Annotated in this window: 13 protein-coding genes and 1 pseudogene; 7 read left to right on the top strand and 7 right to left on the bottom strand. The window is 68.4% G+C overall.

What is annotated here, in order from left to right; genetic code table 11:
• The first annotated feature begins 378 nt into the window (after positions 1-378).
• Both ACXJKQ_RS24625 and ACXJKQ_RS24620 read left to right on the top strand, forming a co-directional pair.
• A complete protein-coding gene (locus tag ACXJKQ_RS24625; protein ID WP_457108322.1) occupies positions 379-1,032 on the top strand; it encodes an ABC transporter ATP-binding protein in 654 nt (217 codons plus the stop codon).
• Between the two features lie 140 nt (positions 1,033-1,172).
• On the top strand, positions 1,173-2,417 hold the full coding sequence (locus tag ACXJKQ_RS24620) for a capsule biosynthesis protein (protein ID WP_457108321.1): 1,245 nt from the start codon (positions 1,173-1,175) through the stop codon (positions 2,415-2,417).
• A 45-nt stretch (positions 2,418-2,462) separates the two neighbouring features.
• Here the strand turns inward: ACXJKQ_RS24620 and ACXJKQ_RS24615 are convergent, their stop codons facing one another.
• Positions 2,463-3,059 carry a hypothetical protein gene (locus ACXJKQ_RS24615; RefSeq protein ID WP_457108320.1) on the bottom strand — a complete coding sequence of 199 codons (597 nt, stop codon included), beginning with the start codon at positions 3,057-3,059 and terminating at the stop codon, positions 2,463-2,465.
• 229 nt (positions 3,060-3,288) lie between these two features.
• Between ACXJKQ_RS24615 and flhA the strand changes: the two genes are divergently transcribed.
• Positions 3,289-5,436, top strand: a complete 2,148-nt coding sequence (gene flhA / locus ACXJKQ_RS24610; RefSeq protein WP_457108319.1) for a flagellar biosynthesis protein FlhA — start codon at positions 3,289-3,291, stop codon at positions 5,434-5,436.
• Positions 5,437-5,703: 267 nt separating this feature from the next.
• Here flhA and ACXJKQ_RS24605 read toward each other — a convergent pair whose 3' ends face one another.
• From ACXJKQ_RS24605 to fliI, 3 genes are all read right to left on the bottom strand, one after another.
• A complete protein-coding gene (locus ACXJKQ_RS24605; protein WP_457108318.1) occupies positions 5,704-6,777 on the bottom strand; it encodes a lysylphosphatidylglycerol synthase domain-containing protein in 1,074 nt (357 codons plus the stop codon).
• A 141-nt stretch (positions 6,778-6,918) separates the two neighbouring features.
• Positions 6,919-7,326, bottom strand: a complete 408-nt coding sequence (gene fliJ, locus ACXJKQ_RS24600; RefSeq protein ID WP_457108317.1) for a flagellar export protein FliJ — start codon at positions 7,324-7,326, stop codon at positions 6,919-6,921.
• A 148-nt stretch (positions 7,327-7,474) separates the two neighbouring features.
• Positions 7,475-8,827, bottom strand: coding sequence for a flagellar protein export ATPase FliI (gene fliI, locus ACXJKQ_RS24595; RefSeq protein WP_457108316.1), 1,353 nt, complete (start codon positions 8,825-8,827; stop codon positions 7,475-7,477).
• Between the two features lie 419 nt (positions 8,828-9,246).
• Here fliI and ctrA point away from each other — a divergent pair, with 419 nt between their 5' ends.
• Positions 9,247-9,948, top strand: coding sequence for a response regulator transcription factor CtrA (gene ctrA, locus ACXJKQ_RS24590; RefSeq protein WP_457108315.1), 702 nt, complete (start codon positions 9,247-9,249; stop codon positions 9,946-9,948).
• Between the two features lie 76 nt (positions 9,949-10,024).
• On the opposite strand, the gene ACXJKQ_RS24585 is transcribed toward ctrA, so the two are convergent.
• Complete coding sequence (locus ACXJKQ_RS24585) at positions 10,025-10,792, bottom strand: trypsin-like serine protease (protein WP_457108314.1); 768 nt, start codon at positions 10,790-10,792, stop codon at positions 10,025-10,027.
• A 119-nt stretch (positions 10,793-10,911) separates the two neighbouring features.
• A complete protein-coding gene (gene cysS, locus ACXJKQ_RS24580; RefSeq protein ID WP_457108313.1) occupies positions 10,912-12,351 on the bottom strand; it encodes a cysteine--tRNA ligase in 1,440 nt (479 codons plus the stop codon).
• Between the two features lie 310 nt (positions 12,352-12,661).
• On the opposite strand from cysS, the gene ACXJKQ_RS24575 reads away from it, so the two are divergent.
• Entirely contained in the window at positions 12,662-13,009 is a 348-nt protein-coding gene (locus ACXJKQ_RS24575) for a hypothetical protein (protein WP_457108312.1), read from the top strand.
• Between the two features lie 43 nt (positions 13,010-13,052).
• On the opposite strand, the gene ACXJKQ_RS24570 is transcribed toward ACXJKQ_RS24575, so the two are convergent.
• Positions 13,053-13,565, bottom strand: coding sequence for a CreA family protein (locus tag ACXJKQ_RS24570; protein WP_457108311.1), 513 nt, complete (start codon positions 13,563-13,565; stop codon positions 13,053-13,055).
• Between the two features lie 159 nt (positions 13,566-13,724).
• On the opposite strand from ACXJKQ_RS24570, the gene ACXJKQ_RS24565 reads away from it, so the two are divergent.
• Together ACXJKQ_RS24565 and ACXJKQ_RS24560 are read left to right on the top strand one after the other, a co-directional pair.
• Positions 13,725-14,807, top strand: a complete 1,083-nt coding sequence (locus ACXJKQ_RS24565; protein WP_457108310.1) for a DUF2865 domain-containing protein — start codon at positions 13,725-13,727, stop codon at positions 14,805-14,807.
• Positions 14,808-14,886: 79 nt separating this feature from the next.
• A pseudogene (locus ACXJKQ_RS24560) lies at positions 14,887-15,081 on the top strand (hypothetical protein); the annotation flags it as partial.

Here is a 15,081-nt window from a genome sequence, read left to right as displayed (position 1 = left end):
ACCGCGTTCTGTGGCGTGTATCGAAGCAGTCCGAAGTTCCATCATACTCGGCCTCCCTCGGCGAACGCCGCGTCGTCAGCAGCGATAAAGTTCCGGTCCGGCGGTGCGCGATGCCCGAAATCCGGCTGCGCTGATTGGTATTTGGTATGCCAAATGTGGGATGCCGTCAATGTCAGCGGTGACAGGTGGCATTTTTCTTCAACCCACCGCCTGAGGTCCGGTCGGTGCGCCGGTACGCGTTCGACGGTCTCCGAAATGCCCGCCGAGCCCGCCAAACCGCTCAGACCGCTCTCAGATTCGCCGCTTTCGGCGGGCAGGGGATGGTCCGACAGGCAACTCGGACCGACGGTTCGGCGAACCGCCCTGGAGACCATTTCGGTGATCCGTTTCGAGAAAGTCAGCAAGGTCTACCGCACGGAAGGTCACCGGCGGACGATCCTGGAGCAGGTGTCGTTCACCCTGAAGCCGGGTGTCTCGTACGGCATCCTGGGCATCAACGGCGCCGGCAAATCGACGACGATGCGGCTTATCGCCGGCACCGAGGATGCGACGCGGGGTAAGATCCATCGCGGCCTCCGGGTCTCCTGGCCCCTCGGCTTCGCCGGAGGCTTCCATCCCAAGATGACGGGGCGCGACAACGTCACGTTCGTGGCGCGCATCTATGGGGAAGACCCGCGGAAGGTGCTCGACTTCGTGGAGGACTTCTCGGAGCTCGGCAGCTATCTCGACGTGCCGATCTACACCTATTCGTCCGGCATGGGCGCGCGGCTCGCCTTCGGCATGAGCATGGCGATCCCGTTCGACTGTTACCTGATCGACGAGATCACCTCGGTCGGCGACGCCCGATTCTCGAAACGCTGCGACGAGGTCTTCTCCCAGCGCCGGAAGGCGGCCGACATCATCATGGTCTCTCACTCCATGGAGACGATCCGGCAATGGTGCACGCAAGGATTGGTCCTGCTCAACGGCCGCGCGATCATCTACGAGGACGTGAACGACGCCATCGAGGTCTACCGGCGCCTCAACGCCTGATCGATCGCCGCCCACCGGAGCCGTGACGACATGCTTTTGCCGCCTCGCCGTGCGAGAGGCTTCAGATACGCGCTCTGCCGCGCGGTCGAGGTACCGGTGACGGATCGACCTTCGAGGCCGGGGAGGCCGGGAACCAGACCATGAACATGGAGATCCGGAAGGCCGAGGGGCAGCCGGTGACGCCCGCTGACCGCCAGCAGGCGATCGCTGAATCGCTGCGGCAGATCGCGCGAATGTCGCGCTTCGCCGACCGCAAGAAAGGCATCCGGTCTTACCAGACCCAGGCCAAGAACGACCCCTGGATCCCGATCCTGTTCGTGGTCTGCTTCCTGCTGCCGACGCTCGCCGGTGCCGTCTACTACGGCCTCGTCGCTTCGGACCGCTACGTCAGCGAGGCGCGGTTCGCGATTCGACCGGCCCTCGGCTCGTCCGACAAGACGTCCTCGGAAACCGGGGGGACGGCCAGTTCCAGCATGTCGAACCAGATGGTGGCGCAAGACACGCTGATCACCCGCGAGTTCATCCTGAGCCGGCCGATGCTGGAGATCCTCGAAGGGCAGCTTCCGCTCCGACAATGGTTCAGCAGCGATTCGATCGACTACTTCTCGCGGTTCGATCCCGAGAAGCCGATCGAGAAGTTCCTCCGCTACTGGAAGCGGCGCGTGGACGTCGAGGTCGAGAGCGGCTCGGGGATCATGTCAGTCGAGGTCGAAGCCTTCGACCCGAGTGAATCCCTCGCCATCGCGAAGGCCATCATGAAGGAGGCGGAGCACAAGGTGAACGAACTCAGCGTCAGGGCGCGCGAGGACGCGGTCGCTGAGAGCACACGGGAACTCCGGCTCGCTGAGGAGCGGATGACCAAGATCCGCCTCGCGATGCGCGATCTGCGTAACAGCGAAGGGATCCTCGACGCGGCGAAGACCAACGACATCAACGTCAAGATGATCGCCGAGCTGCGGGCCTCGCGCATCAACCTCGCGCTCCAACTCGCGATCGGCCAGCGCGACCTCGGCCCCGAAGCGCGGCGGATCATCGACATCAAGCAGCAGATCAAGGATATCGACGACAACATCGCCCGCATCGAGCGGCAATCTGCCAGCCAGGATCCCGACCAGAAGCGCCGCCTCTCCGACGCCATGACGCGGTTCGAGGGCCTGGAGAACGATCGGAAGAACGCAGAGAAGTACTATCAGCAGGTGCTGACAGCCTACGAACGAGCCCGCATAATCGCGGCCCGGCAGATCGAGTTCTTCAGCCCGATCGTCGAGCCCGTGAAGGCGCAATCCTCCACCGAACCGCGGCGGCTCCTGATGATCGGCCTGATCGCTGCCGGCTCGGCCGTGCTGTTCGGAGCCGCGATGTTCGCTCGGAAGATGATGGCCTGACGAAGACCTCGCGGAGCGGACCCGGGACGATCGGGCCGCCCGCCGTCAGCGACCGAGCCCGCCGCCCGGTTCACCCGCCGAAGGGCCGATCGTGCCCCCGGTCCAGCCCTGCGCCCGCCAGCCTTCTGCCCGCTCGTCGAGATCGATCGATCCCGCTTGGTCGAGGATGGCCAGCACGCGCGCGGCGCGGGACTCGTCGGTCTGGACCGTTACCAGCGTGCCGCCCCGACGCACGCCCTCGGCGTAAGCCTCGGCCTCGTCGCCATCGAGGCCCGCCGCCGTCAGGCCACCGATCAGGCCTCCCGCGGTGGCGCCGACGCCGGCGCCCGTGGCGGCGGCCGCGAGCCAGCCTGCCGCCACCACCGGCCCGAGACCCGGGATGGCCAGGAGCCCCAGGCCGGCCAGCAAGCCGGCACCACCGCCCAGAACCGTACCCACCGTCGCGCCAGTGCCGGCGGACTGCGCCGCGTCGGCCGGCCAGGCGACGGTAGCGTCGGGCGTCGGCGGTGCGACCCCGGTATCCTTCTGCATGGTGATGATGCTGATGTCGGCATGGGGGATGCCGGCGGCTTCCAGCCGGTCCACTGCGACTGCGGCGGCCTCGTAGTCGTCGAACAGGGCGGTCAGGGCGCGCGCGGCCATGGCGGTCTCCCGGGATCCCCGGACCGGCGCCGGGTTGGGTAGCACCATCGCGGCCGTCGGCGAGCGGACGGGTGCAGTGCGACGCGATGGACATCCGATCAAGCGGCGGATCCGCTCCGGGTTCCCGGCGCGGCGCGCATCGTCTTAACGCCGCGCTAACCATCGACCCGGCAGATCTTGCCGGGTGCGCTTCCGGCCAAGCGCGGGCGGATTGCAGCGGGTGGGATCGATGGCGGATACGGCGAGCGCGCCGGCACGGATCGGAGCGGCTGCGGTTCTGGGGCAGCTCACGCTGCCCACCCGCGGCGACCTCCATGCCCTGTCCAAGCGGTCCGACCTGCTGTTCGCCACCGGCGTGATGGGAATCCTCGCGGTCCTGATCTTCCCGCTACCGGCGATCCTGCTCGACCTACTCCTGGCCGTCTCGATCATCATGTCGGTGCTGATCATGATGACCGGCCTGTCGATCGACAACCCGCTGGAATTCACCGTCTTCCCGACGTTGCTGCTCATCGCCACGATGCTGCGGCTCGCCCTGAACCTCGCCTCGACGCGCCTGATCCTCGGCCACGGGCACGAGGGAACGGCGGCGGCCGGTCACGTCATCGAGGCTTTCGGCCACTTCGTGATGGGCGGCAATTTCGTCATCGGGATCATCGTGTTCGCGATCCTGATCATCGTGAACTTCGTTGTGATCACGAAGGGCTCGGGCCGTATCGCCGAAGTCGCGGCCCGCTTCACCCTCGATGCGATGCCTGGCAAGCAGATGGCCATCGACGCCGATCTCTCCGCCGGCCTGATCGACGAGAAGGCCGCCAAGGCCCGGCGGGCGGCCCTGGAGGAGGAATCCTCCTTCTTCGGTGCCATGGACGGTGCCTCCAAATTCGTCCGCGGCGACGCGGTGGCCGCCCTGCTCATCACCTTCATCAACGTGGTCGGCGGCATCATCATCGGTGTTGCGCAGCAGGGCCTGAGCTTCGGCGACGCCGCCAAGAGCTACACGCTGCTGACCATCGGCGACGGCCTCGCGAGCCAGGTGCCGGCCCTGATCGTCTCGACGGCGGCGGGCCTGCTGGTCTCCAAGGCCGGCGTGCGCGGCGCAGCCGACAAGGCGCTCGGCAAGCAGCTCGCGCATTATCCCAAGGCGCTGGGCATGTCGGCCGCCGTGATGTTCCTGATCGCGCTCCTGCCGGGCATGCCGATGCTGCCTTTCGCGCTGCTGGGCGGCGGCGCGGGCTACGCCGCCTGGCGCATCAACAGGACCGCCAAGCTGGCGCCCCCCCTCGACGCGCAGGGCGTCCCGATGGATGCAGCCGCGGTGGCGGCGGCCAGCGCCGCCAAGGAGGAGACGGTCACCGACCTCCTGAAGCTCGACGACCTCAAGCTGGAGATGGGCTACGCGCTCCTTTCGCTGGTCAACGGCGAGGGCCAGGACCGGCTCACGGATCAGATCAAGGCCCTGCGCCGCCAGCTCGCGGCGGAACTCGGCTTCGTGATGCCGTCGGTGCGCATTCTCGACAACGTTCAGCTCGACGCCAACGCCTACGTGGTGCGGGTCAAGGAGATCGAGGCCGGGACCGGCCGGATCTTCCCGGGCCAGTTCATGGCGATGGACCCGATGGGCGGCCAAGTTCAGCTGCCCGGGCAGCACATGCTGGAGCCGACCTTCGGCCTGCCGGCGACGTGGATCGACGCGGCTTTGCGCGATCAGGCCCAGCTCAAGGGCTATACGGTCGTGGATGCCGCCACCGTCGTGTCGACGCACCTGACCGAGGTGATCAAGGCCCACGTCTCCGAACTCCTCAACCACGTCGAGGTCTCGAAGCTGCTGCGCGAGTTGCCCAAGGAGCACGCCGAGCTGCTCAAGGAGATCGTGCCGTCGCAGATCTCCACCACCGGCATCCAGCGGGTGCTGCAATTCCTCTTGGCCGAGCGGGTCTCGATCCGCGATCTGGGGGCGATCGTGGAGGCGGTCGCCGAAGTGGCCGGCGGGGTGAAGAATCCCCGCGACGTGGTCGAGCACGTCCGCGCCCGCCTCGGCCGGCAGATCTGCGCGCAGTACCAGGACCAGAACGGCATGCTGCCGATCATCACCCTGTCGCCCGCCTGGGAGCAGGCGTTCATGGAATCGATCGTCGGCGAGCGCGAGGAGCGCTACCTCGCGATGCAGCCGTCGAAGCTCAGCGAATTCGTCAACGCGGTCCGGGACCGCTTCGAGGCGGCGGCGCGCCAGGGCGAGATGCCGGTGCTCGTCACCTCGGCCCAGACCCGACCCTTCGTCCGCTCGATCATCGAGCGGTTCCGCCGCGAGACGCCGGTGATGAGTCAGGCCGAGATCCATCCGCGGGCGCGGCTGCGCACGGTGAACTCGATCTAGGGGATCCCGGCTCTCCATCTCAGCCGGCGAGCCTCCAGGGAGGCGCAAAGCGGACGCTCCTGCGCCGCGGAGAGAAGAGGTACGGACGGGTCCGACGCGGGCATCTAATCCGGGCTTCGACGGCAGAGCGGCCGGGACGCCGCTCTCCGGATGCCGTCAGGGCTCAAGCGACTTCGCCCCGTCGCCTCGGGTAAGGCGCCGCATGGGGCAAGCGGGCAGGCGGCATGCGCTCTGGCGGCGACCGTGAAGCCAGCGTCGGACGCCGCCTCAGATCGCCTTCTGCTTGAGTTCACGCTCCATCTCGTGCGCGTCGAGGCCGGGCACGATGACGGGCGGTTCCGGAACGGCGCCATCCTTCGATCCGGGACCGCCCGAGCCGATCGCCGCGGCCAGCCGCGACCGCTCGAACGCGATCACCACGACAACGGAGATGAGCGCCGGAAGCCAGAAATAGAACACGCGGAAGACCAGCAGCGCTGCGACCACGGCATTCTTCCGCGTCTCATCGGTCTCGGCGATGTTCATGGCGGTGAGGAAGACGATCTCGAACACGCCGAGGCCACCGGGCGCATGCGAAGCCAGGGCCACAGAGAAGGACGCCAGAAAGATCGCGAGCACGGGGATGAAGTTCGGGTTCACCGCATCCGGCAGAGCGAAGTAGATGATCCCGGCGGCGCCCAGAAGCTCGAGCGGTGCCGCCGCGAGCTGACGCAGCATGATCCCCGGGCGCGGGTATTCGAGCTTGAATTTCCGCAGGCTGATGGGGGGCAGCCGCAGGAGCGAGCCGATCACATAGAGGGCGACGAAGGCCAGCATCCCGATCCCGACCGCGACGGCCGTGCTCGGATTGGTCAGGATCGCCGGCAGCCTGTCCTGCAGGCGTGCCAGCAGGTGCGGGTCGTAGACCAGCGTGAAGCCGCCGAGCAGGATCGTGCCGAGGAAGAACGTGAAGGAGCACAGGGCCACGAGCACGGCGACCTGCGCCGCCGTCAGGCCCTTGGCCGTATAGGCCCGATAGCGGACGAGGGCGCCGGAGAAGACCGAGGCGCCGATATTGTGCGAGAGCGCGTAGGTCGTGAACGAGCAGAGGGATACGAACAGCCACGAGATGTGGCGCACGCCCAGGTGCAGCAGGGCGATCCGGTCGTACCAGGCCAGCGCAGCGTAAGCGACCAGGGTGGAGAGTGCCGCGAGGAGGATCCGATGCGGCGGGATCGCGAGGACCGCCCCCCAGATCGCCGAGAGCGAGGTCGTCTTCAGTTCCTGGTAGAGGAAGTAGCCCGACACCACGACGGCCGCGAGGCCGATCATGGGCCAGATGAACTCGCTGATCTTCTTCATGAACACCGACGCCCCGGGGAAAGCCCCTGATGCGCCGGCACGCGACGCGCTGCAAGCGGCGTGACGCCGCCGCGATCCCCCTTGTCAGGTGATCGTGACGGTTTCGTGCCGCGCGCCGGCCGACCGGTCCGGCGGCCTGCGTCAGCCCCGGGCGCGGTTCAGCCCGATCCCGTCCATGGCGGCCTGATCGCGGGCCGATTCGGCGGCGCGCTCGGCCGTCCGCTCGCGGTCGTTCAGGATCTCGACCTTCTTGAGCTCCTCGAACGCTTCGCCCAATTCGGCCTTCGCCTCGGCGAGCTGCCCCTCGAGGGCCTGCGCGGACTGAAGCATGTTGTCCCGGCGGGTCGCCGCCGCCCGGGCGTAGGTCGGATACGCGAAGTGCCCCACATCGGTGATGCCGGCGCGGGTCTCCTCGACGGCGACCTCGCGGTCGAGTTCCACCGCCATGCGCTGGAAGTCGGCCATCATCATCTCGATCTGGGTCACGCGCCGGCGCTTCTCATCGACCTGGAAGCGGCGCAGGCGGATCAGCGTGTCACGCGATTTCATCAGGACGCTCACTCCACGCAACGCTTGAGGCCGCGCCCGGGATCGTGCCCGGACCGAGCCCTTGCGCGAGCCTGCCTCTGGCAGACCCGCCCGGATCCCAATTGCCTCATGTGAGTCGCCGAAGCGTTACCGCCCCGACGCATGATGCCTAGGCCCCGCCGATGATCTCGGAGAGCCGTGCGTAACCATCGCCGATGGACGTTGCTTCTTCCTTACTTTGCCCCAGAAAAGCCTCAAGATGCGGCATGAGCGCAACGGCCTCGTCGACCTCCTGGGACGAGCCTGCGCGGTAGGCGCCGAGGCGGATCAGCTCCTCCATGTCGGCGTAGGTGGACAGCACCCGGCGTGCCCGGCGCACCACCGGCAGGTAGGCCGGATCGCAGGAGCGCGGCATGGTCCGCGAGACCGAGCGCAGCACGTTGATCGCCGGGTAACGCCCGCGCTCCGCGATGGCACGCTCCATGACGATGTGGCCGTCGAGGATGCCACGCACCGCGTCGGCCACGGGCTCGTTGTGGTCGTCGCCTTCGACCAGGACCGTGAACAGGGCCGAGATCGTCCCCTGGCCGACGCCGGGGCCGGCCCGTTCCAGCAGGCGCGGCAGCTCCGAGAAGACGGTCGGCGTGTAGCCCTTGGCGGTCGGGGGCTCGCCGGCGGCGAGGCCGATATCGCGCTGGGCCATGGCGAAGCGCGTGATCGAGTCGATCATGCACAGGACCTTAGCGCCCCGGTCCCGGAAGTACTCGGCCACCGACAGGGTCACGTAGGCCGCGTTCCGGCGCATCAGCGCAGGCTCGTCGGACGTCGCCACCACCACCACGGAGCGTGCGAGGCCTGCGGCGCCCAGGTCGTCCTGCAGGAATTCCTGCACCTCGCGGCCGCGCTCGCCTACCAGACCGATCACCGCCACGTCGGCGGCGGTGTAGCGGGCGAGCATCGACAGGAGCACCGACTTGCCGACGCCGGATCCCGCGAAGATGCCCATCCGCTGGCCGGCACACATCGTCAGGAAGGTGTTGAGGCAGCGGATGCCGAGATCGAGCGGACCGCCCACCCGGGTGCGCGCGTGGGCGGGTGGCGGGTCCGCGCGCAGCGGATAGACGTCGCCGCCCTGCGGCAGGGGTCCGAGCCCGTCCACCGGTCGCCCTAGGGCGTCGATCACCCGGCCGAGCCAGGCGTCGGATGGCCGGATCGCGCCAGCCGATTCGTCCCGCACGTAGGCCGGGCATCCGCGCCGGACGCCCTCGAGCGAGCCGAATGGCATGGCCAGCGCCCGGTCGCCCTGAAAGCCGATGACCTCGCAGGGCACAAGCCCGTGCCCGTTGGCGCCCTCGACATCGACCCGGCCTCCGAGCCGCATCGCGGCGACCGGCCCGGCCACCTCCACCAGCAGGCCGCGGATCGCCACGACCCGCCCGAAGGTCTCCAGCACTTCGACCCGCTCCAGGGCGGCCCGCGCCGCCGCGAGGGAAGCACCGGATCTTGCCGAATCCTGTGTCATCGGCCTGCCTCTCAACGCTTCGTTTACCGGCCTCCTTAACACTGCGGGTCACGGGCTCGTAGCGCCTCGATCCGGACCGCGGCCTCGGCCGCGCCCGACGAAGTCGTCCCGGTGTGTCCCATGGACAACAGCGGGGATCAAATCGTTACGGAGGAAGTACTTACGCCGTAGGGGCGAGGGGCCCGGACGCAGACAGCTCGGAATCGAGGCCGAGAGTGAGACGGAGGGAACGAAGTTTCTCCCGTCAAGCTCACGGAACTTCGCACGAGACGCTTGCGGGCGGGAATCAGGTTTTGTTAACGATTAATCCATAGCGTTCCACGTCAAGAGCGACGGAGCGCCCGTCCACAGGCCGGTGGCGGGCGAACGGTGGGGACGTGTCTGCGCGCTGATGCGGCCGGCTGGGCTGGGGACCGACGATGCGGGTACTTTTGATCGAGGACGACAGCGCGACGGCGCAGAGCATCGAGTTGATGCTCAAGTCCGAGAACTTCAACACCTACACCACCGACCTCGGGGAAGAGGGTGTCGATCTCGGTAAGCTGTACGATTACGACATCATCCTCCTCGATCTGAACCTGCCCGACATGTCGGGCTACGAGGTGCTGCGCTCCTTGCGCGTGGCGAAGGTCAAGACCCCGATCCTGATCCTGTCCGGCATGGCCGGCATCGAGGACAAGGTGAAGGGCCTCGGGTTCGGCGCCGACGACTACCTCACCAAGCCGTTCCACAAGGACGAGCTGGTGGCGCGCATCCACGCCATCGTGCGCCGCTCGAAGGGCCACGCCCAGTCGGTGATCACCACCGGCGACCTGATCGTGAACCTCGATCAGAAGACGGTCGAGGTCGGCGGCGCCCGGGTGCACCTCACCGGCAAGGAGTACCAGATGCTGGAACTCCTCTCCCTGCGGAAGGGCACGACGCTCACCAAGGAGATGTTCCTCAACCATCTCTACGGCGGCATGGACGAGCCCGAGCTGAAGATCATCGACGTCTTCATCTGCAAGCTGCGCAAGAAGCTCGCCAACGCCAGCTCAGGCAAGAACTACATCGAAACCGTCTGGGGCCGCGGCTACGTGCTGCGCGAGCCGATGGACGGCGAGGAGCGCATGGCGGTCTGATCCGCCGCGCTGACCCGACCCAGAAAACCCCCGCGCGGTCCGGCCGCGCGGGGGTTTTCGCGTTCAGGGCTCCGGCTCAACGGAGGCCGGCGGCGGAGAAGACCTGGGCTGCGGGCGCGATCACCACGTAGCTGCCGCAAGGCGCGGCCCGGCTGATCACCGCGCTGGCGACACCCCAGATGTACGTGCCGCCGCGGTCCTGCGCGACGACCGGGCCGCCGGAATCACCGAAGCAGACCCGCGCGCCATTGGTCCGGGCGATGGTCAGCCCGGTGTTGCTGACCGCCACCGGCGTCAGGGTCGCGGTGCGCAGGCGCCCGACCATGCGGCCGGACAGTCCGGCTCCGGCGATCCGCAGGCTCTTCGGGAGCCGGCGCGGATCGGCGGCCAGGGGCACAGGCCGTCGGCCACGCACCGGCTCGGTCAGGCGCAGCACCGCGAGATCGAGGGACAGGTCGGCAAGGCTGACGCCGGAGGCCGCGTTCGGCAGCATCTCTCCCGGATCCGGGCTGTAGCGTGCGGCGACCCGCGCTCCGTAGACCGGCCGCGACGGTTCGCTGCCGCGAAAGAACACCACCAAGGCGCCGAGCGGGTCACCGTTCACGCAATGGGCCGCTGTGAGCACGAGGTCGGGGCCGATCAGGACACCGGTGCAGCGGGTCAGCTGGAGCGCCTCCTCCGGCCTCGTGATCGTCCCGATGGCGACCGTGGCCTGAGCCAGGGCGTCCCGACCCGCGACCGAGCCGCCTTCGATGGCCCGGGCCGGCCCCGGCAGGGACAGCCCGAGCAGGAGTGCCGAGGCGATGCCGGCGAGCCGCACGCAGAATGTCCCGAAGGTGGTCACGTGCTGCTCTTTCCCGGAAAGCGGTGCCCGGACCACAGATGCGGCCCCGGCGACCCGGCGCAAGCGGGCGTGAGGACGCGGGTCCCCGTCAATCCGCGCCATCGAACCCGGTGGAGCAATCAGCGGGCCACCGTCCAGGTCGTGGTGCCGTCCTTGTTGTCCTTCACGGCCACGCCCATGGTGGCGAGGGCGTCGCGGGCGCGGTCGGAGGCGGCCCAGTCCTTGGCGGCGCGGGCCGCGCGGCGCTCGGCGATCAGCGCCTCGACCGCCGCAACGTCGACGCCGGAGGCCGTGACCTGGGCGTGCTGCCGCTCGCTTTGCGTCCGCTCGAGAAAGCCGAGAAGATTTGCTGCTCTGCGCAGCGCGCCCGGGTGCGCTTTCTGGCCAAACCCGCCATAGCCAAACTGCAGATTTCCCAACTGGCCAGAACTGGACAACCGGTGCAACTCGCCGATTGCCGCTGGCGTGTTCAGGTCGTCGCAAAGCGCGTCGAGAAATTTCTCCGGCATGGCCTCGTCTGCGGGTTCGTCGCCCGCGACGTTCTGCCAACGCCTCAAGACGCGGTCGGATTCTTGCAACCCCTGCAAGGTCCAGTCGATCGGCTGTCGATAATGCGTCTTGAGCATGTTCAAACGAACGACCTCACCCGGCCAGTCGTTCAGGACATCGCGGATCGTGATGAAGTTGCCGAGGGACTTCGACATCTTCTCCCCCTCCACCTGGAGGAAGCCGTTGTGCAGCCAGACATTGGCCATCACGGGCGTGCCGAAGCAGCAGCGCGACTGCGCCACCTCGTTCTCGTGGTGGGGGAAGATCAGGTCGATGCCGCCCGCATGGATGTCGAAGGTCCGACCCAGATGCTTGGCCGACATGGCCGAGCACTCGATGTGCCAGCCCGGCCGCCCGGCTGCCGCGATGCCGGCGGGCGACGGCCAGGACGGCTCGCCGGGCTTCGCGGGCTTCCACAGGACGAAGTCGAGGGGCGAGCGCTTGTAGGGGGCGACCTCGACCCGGGCACCGGCCTCCATCTCGTCGAGGGGCCGCTTCGACAAGCCGCCGTAATCCGGCATCGACGGCACGTCGAACAGCACGTGGTCCTGCGCCACGTAGGCGTGGCCGGAGCCGACCAGGGCCTCGATCATCGTGACCATCTCGGCGATGTGGTCGGTGGCGCGGGGCTCGACGAAGCGAGGCCGCTCGCCGGCCGCGTTGACGTCCTCGGGAATGAGCACGCCGAGGTCGCGCACGTCGCGGTGGAATTGCGCCAGTGTCCCGTCCGTCAGTTCGCGGATGCTGATGCCGCGCTCGGCCGCCCTGGCGTTGATCTTATCGTCCACGTCCGTGACGTTGCGCGCGTAGGTGACGTGCGCCGGACCGTAGAGGTGGCGCAGCAGGCGGAACAGCAGGTCGAAGACGATGATCGGCCGGGCATTGCCGATGTGGGCGGCGTCGTAGACGGTCGGGCCGCAGGCATAGAGGCGGACATGCTGCGGGTCGATCGGCGCGAAGGCCTCCTTGACGCCTGTCAGCGTGTTGTAGAGCCGCAACATCGGCGCCATGAAACCCATCCCTGTTCCGGCGCCGCGGCTCGATCCCGGCGCCGCGCCGTTGCCGGAAAACCGGCCCTGCCGTCAACGAGCTGCGGGCTCCGCGCGGGGAAGAGCGGCCGAAACGTGGCCGATCCGGAAACCCCGCAACGTCACCCTGTTGCATCGCGGCGACGGCGCGCACCGCGCGATGGGGCTAACCCAAAAGCGTGAGGAATTCGAGATGGCCTTCGCGCCATGCGGGTAAGCCTTCCTTAACCGCGGCGTCGGACCGTCCGGGCCACGATCCGCACGCCACAGATCCTGTGCTCAGGGACATTTCATGCGACGCTCGGCCGCCGTTTCCATCGCCCTCGCCACCGCTCTCGCCGGCGCGGGCCTGACGCATGTCGCGCTGGCTGGCACCGATGGCGAGACGCCCGCGAAGGCCCCGGCGCGTGTCGAGAAGACCTTTCTGATCCCGTCGAGCGACGGTTACGGCGTCGGCGACTGCCTGACCACGCCGGGCAGCGCCTGCGGCCAGGTGGTCGCCAACGCGTGGTGCGAGGCGCAGGGCTACGCGGCGGCCAACTCTTACGGGGTGGCCGCGGCCGACGAGTATACCGGCGCGATCAGTAACCCGGTTCCGGCGCCGTCCGAGCGCCCGATCCGGATCACATGCCAGGATTGAACCGGTCGGGACCGAGGCCGGTACGAGCGCACTTAAGGACCGGTCACTTCATGAAGTCCGCGCACTTCTGCGCCGGCTCCGTACCCCAGGGCGCCAGCGGCACCGCCGACGTCGAGTTCTTCGGCGAGCCCTGGATGACCTTGTCCGAGTAGACCATGTAGATCAGCGTGTTGCGCTTCGCGTCGCAGCCGCGCACGATCTGCATCGACTTGAAGATCAGGGATCGCCGCTCGCTGAACACCACCTCGCCCTGGCCCAGCTTGCCCTTGAACACGATCGGCCCGGTCTGGCGGCAGGCCAGCGAGATGTCCGAGACATCCTCGGCCAAGCCCAGCGTGCCCTTGATGCCGCCCTTCTCGGGCTGCGTGTACCAGCAGGCCACCCCCGAAACGGCCGGGTCGTCGACGCCGTAGACGACGAGCTTGTCGTTGGGTGTCAAAGGCCGCCAGACCGTCGACTTGTCGAAGATCCGGTCCGGCTCCTGGGCCGCCGCAGGCCCGGCCGCGGCCAGCCCCAGCGCGAGCAGCCCAACATAGGTGAGACTCCGAAACAACATCGCCGGTCAATTCCCCCTCAAGCTTGCCGGCCGGATGTAGGAGGGGTGTCGCGCTCTGACGAGGGGGGGTAGGGTGGCGCCGCTTCTGTTCCGAAGCGCGGAGGCGCGCGGATCTGAATTGTCCGGATCGCCGCGCAACCGATCAACGCGATGCTGCCGATGCCTCACCGCCCGATCGTCCGTACGCTCGGCCGCCTCATCCTGAGCGCGACCCTGGCCCTCGGATTGTCCCACCTCGTCGTCACGTCCGCCGGCGCGCAGGAGACCGAGCCCGGTCCGTCGCCTGCCGAGGCGCGGCCGGCGCCGCAGGTCCCGTCGCCGCAGTGCCGGCGCTACCGGGCCGAGCTGGTCTCGCTCCAGAATGGCGCCAGCACGACGCGCGCCCTGAACGACGAGATCGGCCGGCTGGAATCCTATTTCCGCGGTCTCAACTGCGAGGGCGGGAAGTTCTTGTTCTTCGATACGCGGCCGCCGCAATGCGGGGCGGTGGAGCAGCGGATCCGCGCCCTCAAGGCCACCTATGGCGGGGCGGTGATCGACGATAGCGGCGCCCGCCGGCGCGAACTCCAGGGCCTCGTGGCCTCGACCTGCCCGTCCCGCGAGACCTATGCCGCCTCCGGAGAATCCTATGCCCGCGGCGGCCCCCAGATGGTCTGCGTACGCACTTGTGACGGCGGCTTCTTCCCGTTGCGGAACCTGCCCGAGGGTCGGGGCGGCGCCGACGAGATGTGCCAGGCCCTCTGCCCCGGGACCGAGGCGCAGGCCTATTCGATGCCGTACGGCGACGACGCCCTGAAGCACGCTGCCACGGCGAAGGGCAGCCGGGCCTATACGAGCCTCGCCAACGCCTTCAGGTTCCGCAAGGAATTCGTGCCGAACTGCTCCTGCAAGCCGGAGGGCAAGACCTGGGCGCAGTCCCTCGTGAAGGCCGAGAGCATGCTGGTCCGGCACAAGGGCGATATCTTCGTGACGCCGATGCAGGCGGAAGCCCTGTCCCGGCCGAAGGTGCGCCTGACCCTGGTCGGCCGGGCCGACCGGACGGCGGCGGAACTCGCCGCCGACGCCGCCGGCCGCGCGGGCGTCGGCACGAAGGGCGGCTCCGGCCTCGTCACGGACGAATCGGCTCAGGCCGACCCGGCCGCCCCCGACGGCGCGAAAGCCGGAGCGGCCAAGCCGGATCACGTTGCCGTGCGCATCATCGCGCCCAACGTCATCGCGGTGCCCCAGCGACTCACGCCCTGAGATCGCCGCCGCGCCGCGTTACGCGGAACAAAGTACGGCGTCCGGTGTTCGGCTCGGCTCGAACCGAGACGAGGCCCGGATGCGTATCCTGCGATTGATTCTCCTCACCGGCACCGTGCTGCCGGGGCTGGCCTGCGTGCAGCCCGTGGATGCAGCGCAGGGCCGGATCCTGATGGCGCAGGGCGGCCCCGAGGAGCACGGTCCGCCTGGGGGCGAGCCTCCGCACGGCGGTCCGCGCCCGGAGCGGGCGCCGCAGGAGCGGCCGGGTCCGCCG

Source organism: Methylobacterium sp. P5_C11, from assembly GCF_054049775.1.
This window is presented reverse-complemented; position numbering and strand designations above follow the sequence as displayed.

Bases quoted from the DNA above. Each gene is read 5' to 3' on its own strand.
- ACXJKQ_RS24620 (WP_457108321.1), top strand. From the start codon at position 1,173: ATGAACATGGAGATCCGGAAGGCCGAGGGGCAGCCGGTGACGCCCGCT.
- ACXJKQ_RS24615 (WP_457108320.1), bottom strand. From the start codon at position 3,059: ATGGCCGCGCGCGCCCTGACCGCCCTGTTCGACGACTACGAGGCCGCC.
- flhA (WP_457108319.1), top strand. From the start codon at position 3,289: ATGGCGGATACGGCGAGCGCGCCGGCACGGATCGGAGCGGCTGCGGTT.
- ACXJKQ_RS24605 (WP_457108318.1), bottom strand. From the start codon at position 6,777: ATGAAGAAGATCAGCGAGTTCATCTGGCCCATGATCGGCCTCGCGGCC.
- fliJ (WP_457108317.1), bottom strand. From the start codon at position 7,326: ATGAAATCGCGTGACACGCTGATCCGCCTGCGCCGCTTCCAGGTCGAT.
- fliI (WP_457108316.1), bottom strand. From the start codon at position 8,827: ATGACACAGGATTCGGCAAGATCCGGTGCTTCCCTCGCGGCGGCGCGG.
- ctrA (WP_457108315.1), top strand. From the start codon at position 9,247: ATGCGGGTACTTTTGATCGAGGACGACAGCGCGACGGCGCAGAGCATC.
- cysS (WP_457108313.1), bottom strand. From the start codon at position 12,351: ATGGCGCCGATGTTGCGGCTCTACAACACGCTGACAGGCGTCAAGGAG.
- ACXJKQ_RS24575 (WP_457108312.1), top strand. From the start codon at position 12,662: ATGCGACGCTCGGCCGCCGTTTCCATCGCCCTCGCCACCGCTCTCGCC.
- ACXJKQ_RS24570 (WP_457108311.1), bottom strand. From the start codon at position 13,565: ATGTTGTTTCGGAGTCTCACCTATGTTGGGCTGCTCGCGCTGGGGCTG.
- ACXJKQ_RS24565 (WP_457108310.1), top strand. From the start codon at position 13,725: ATGCCTCACCGCCCGATCGTCCGTACGCTCGGCCGCCTCATCCTGAGC.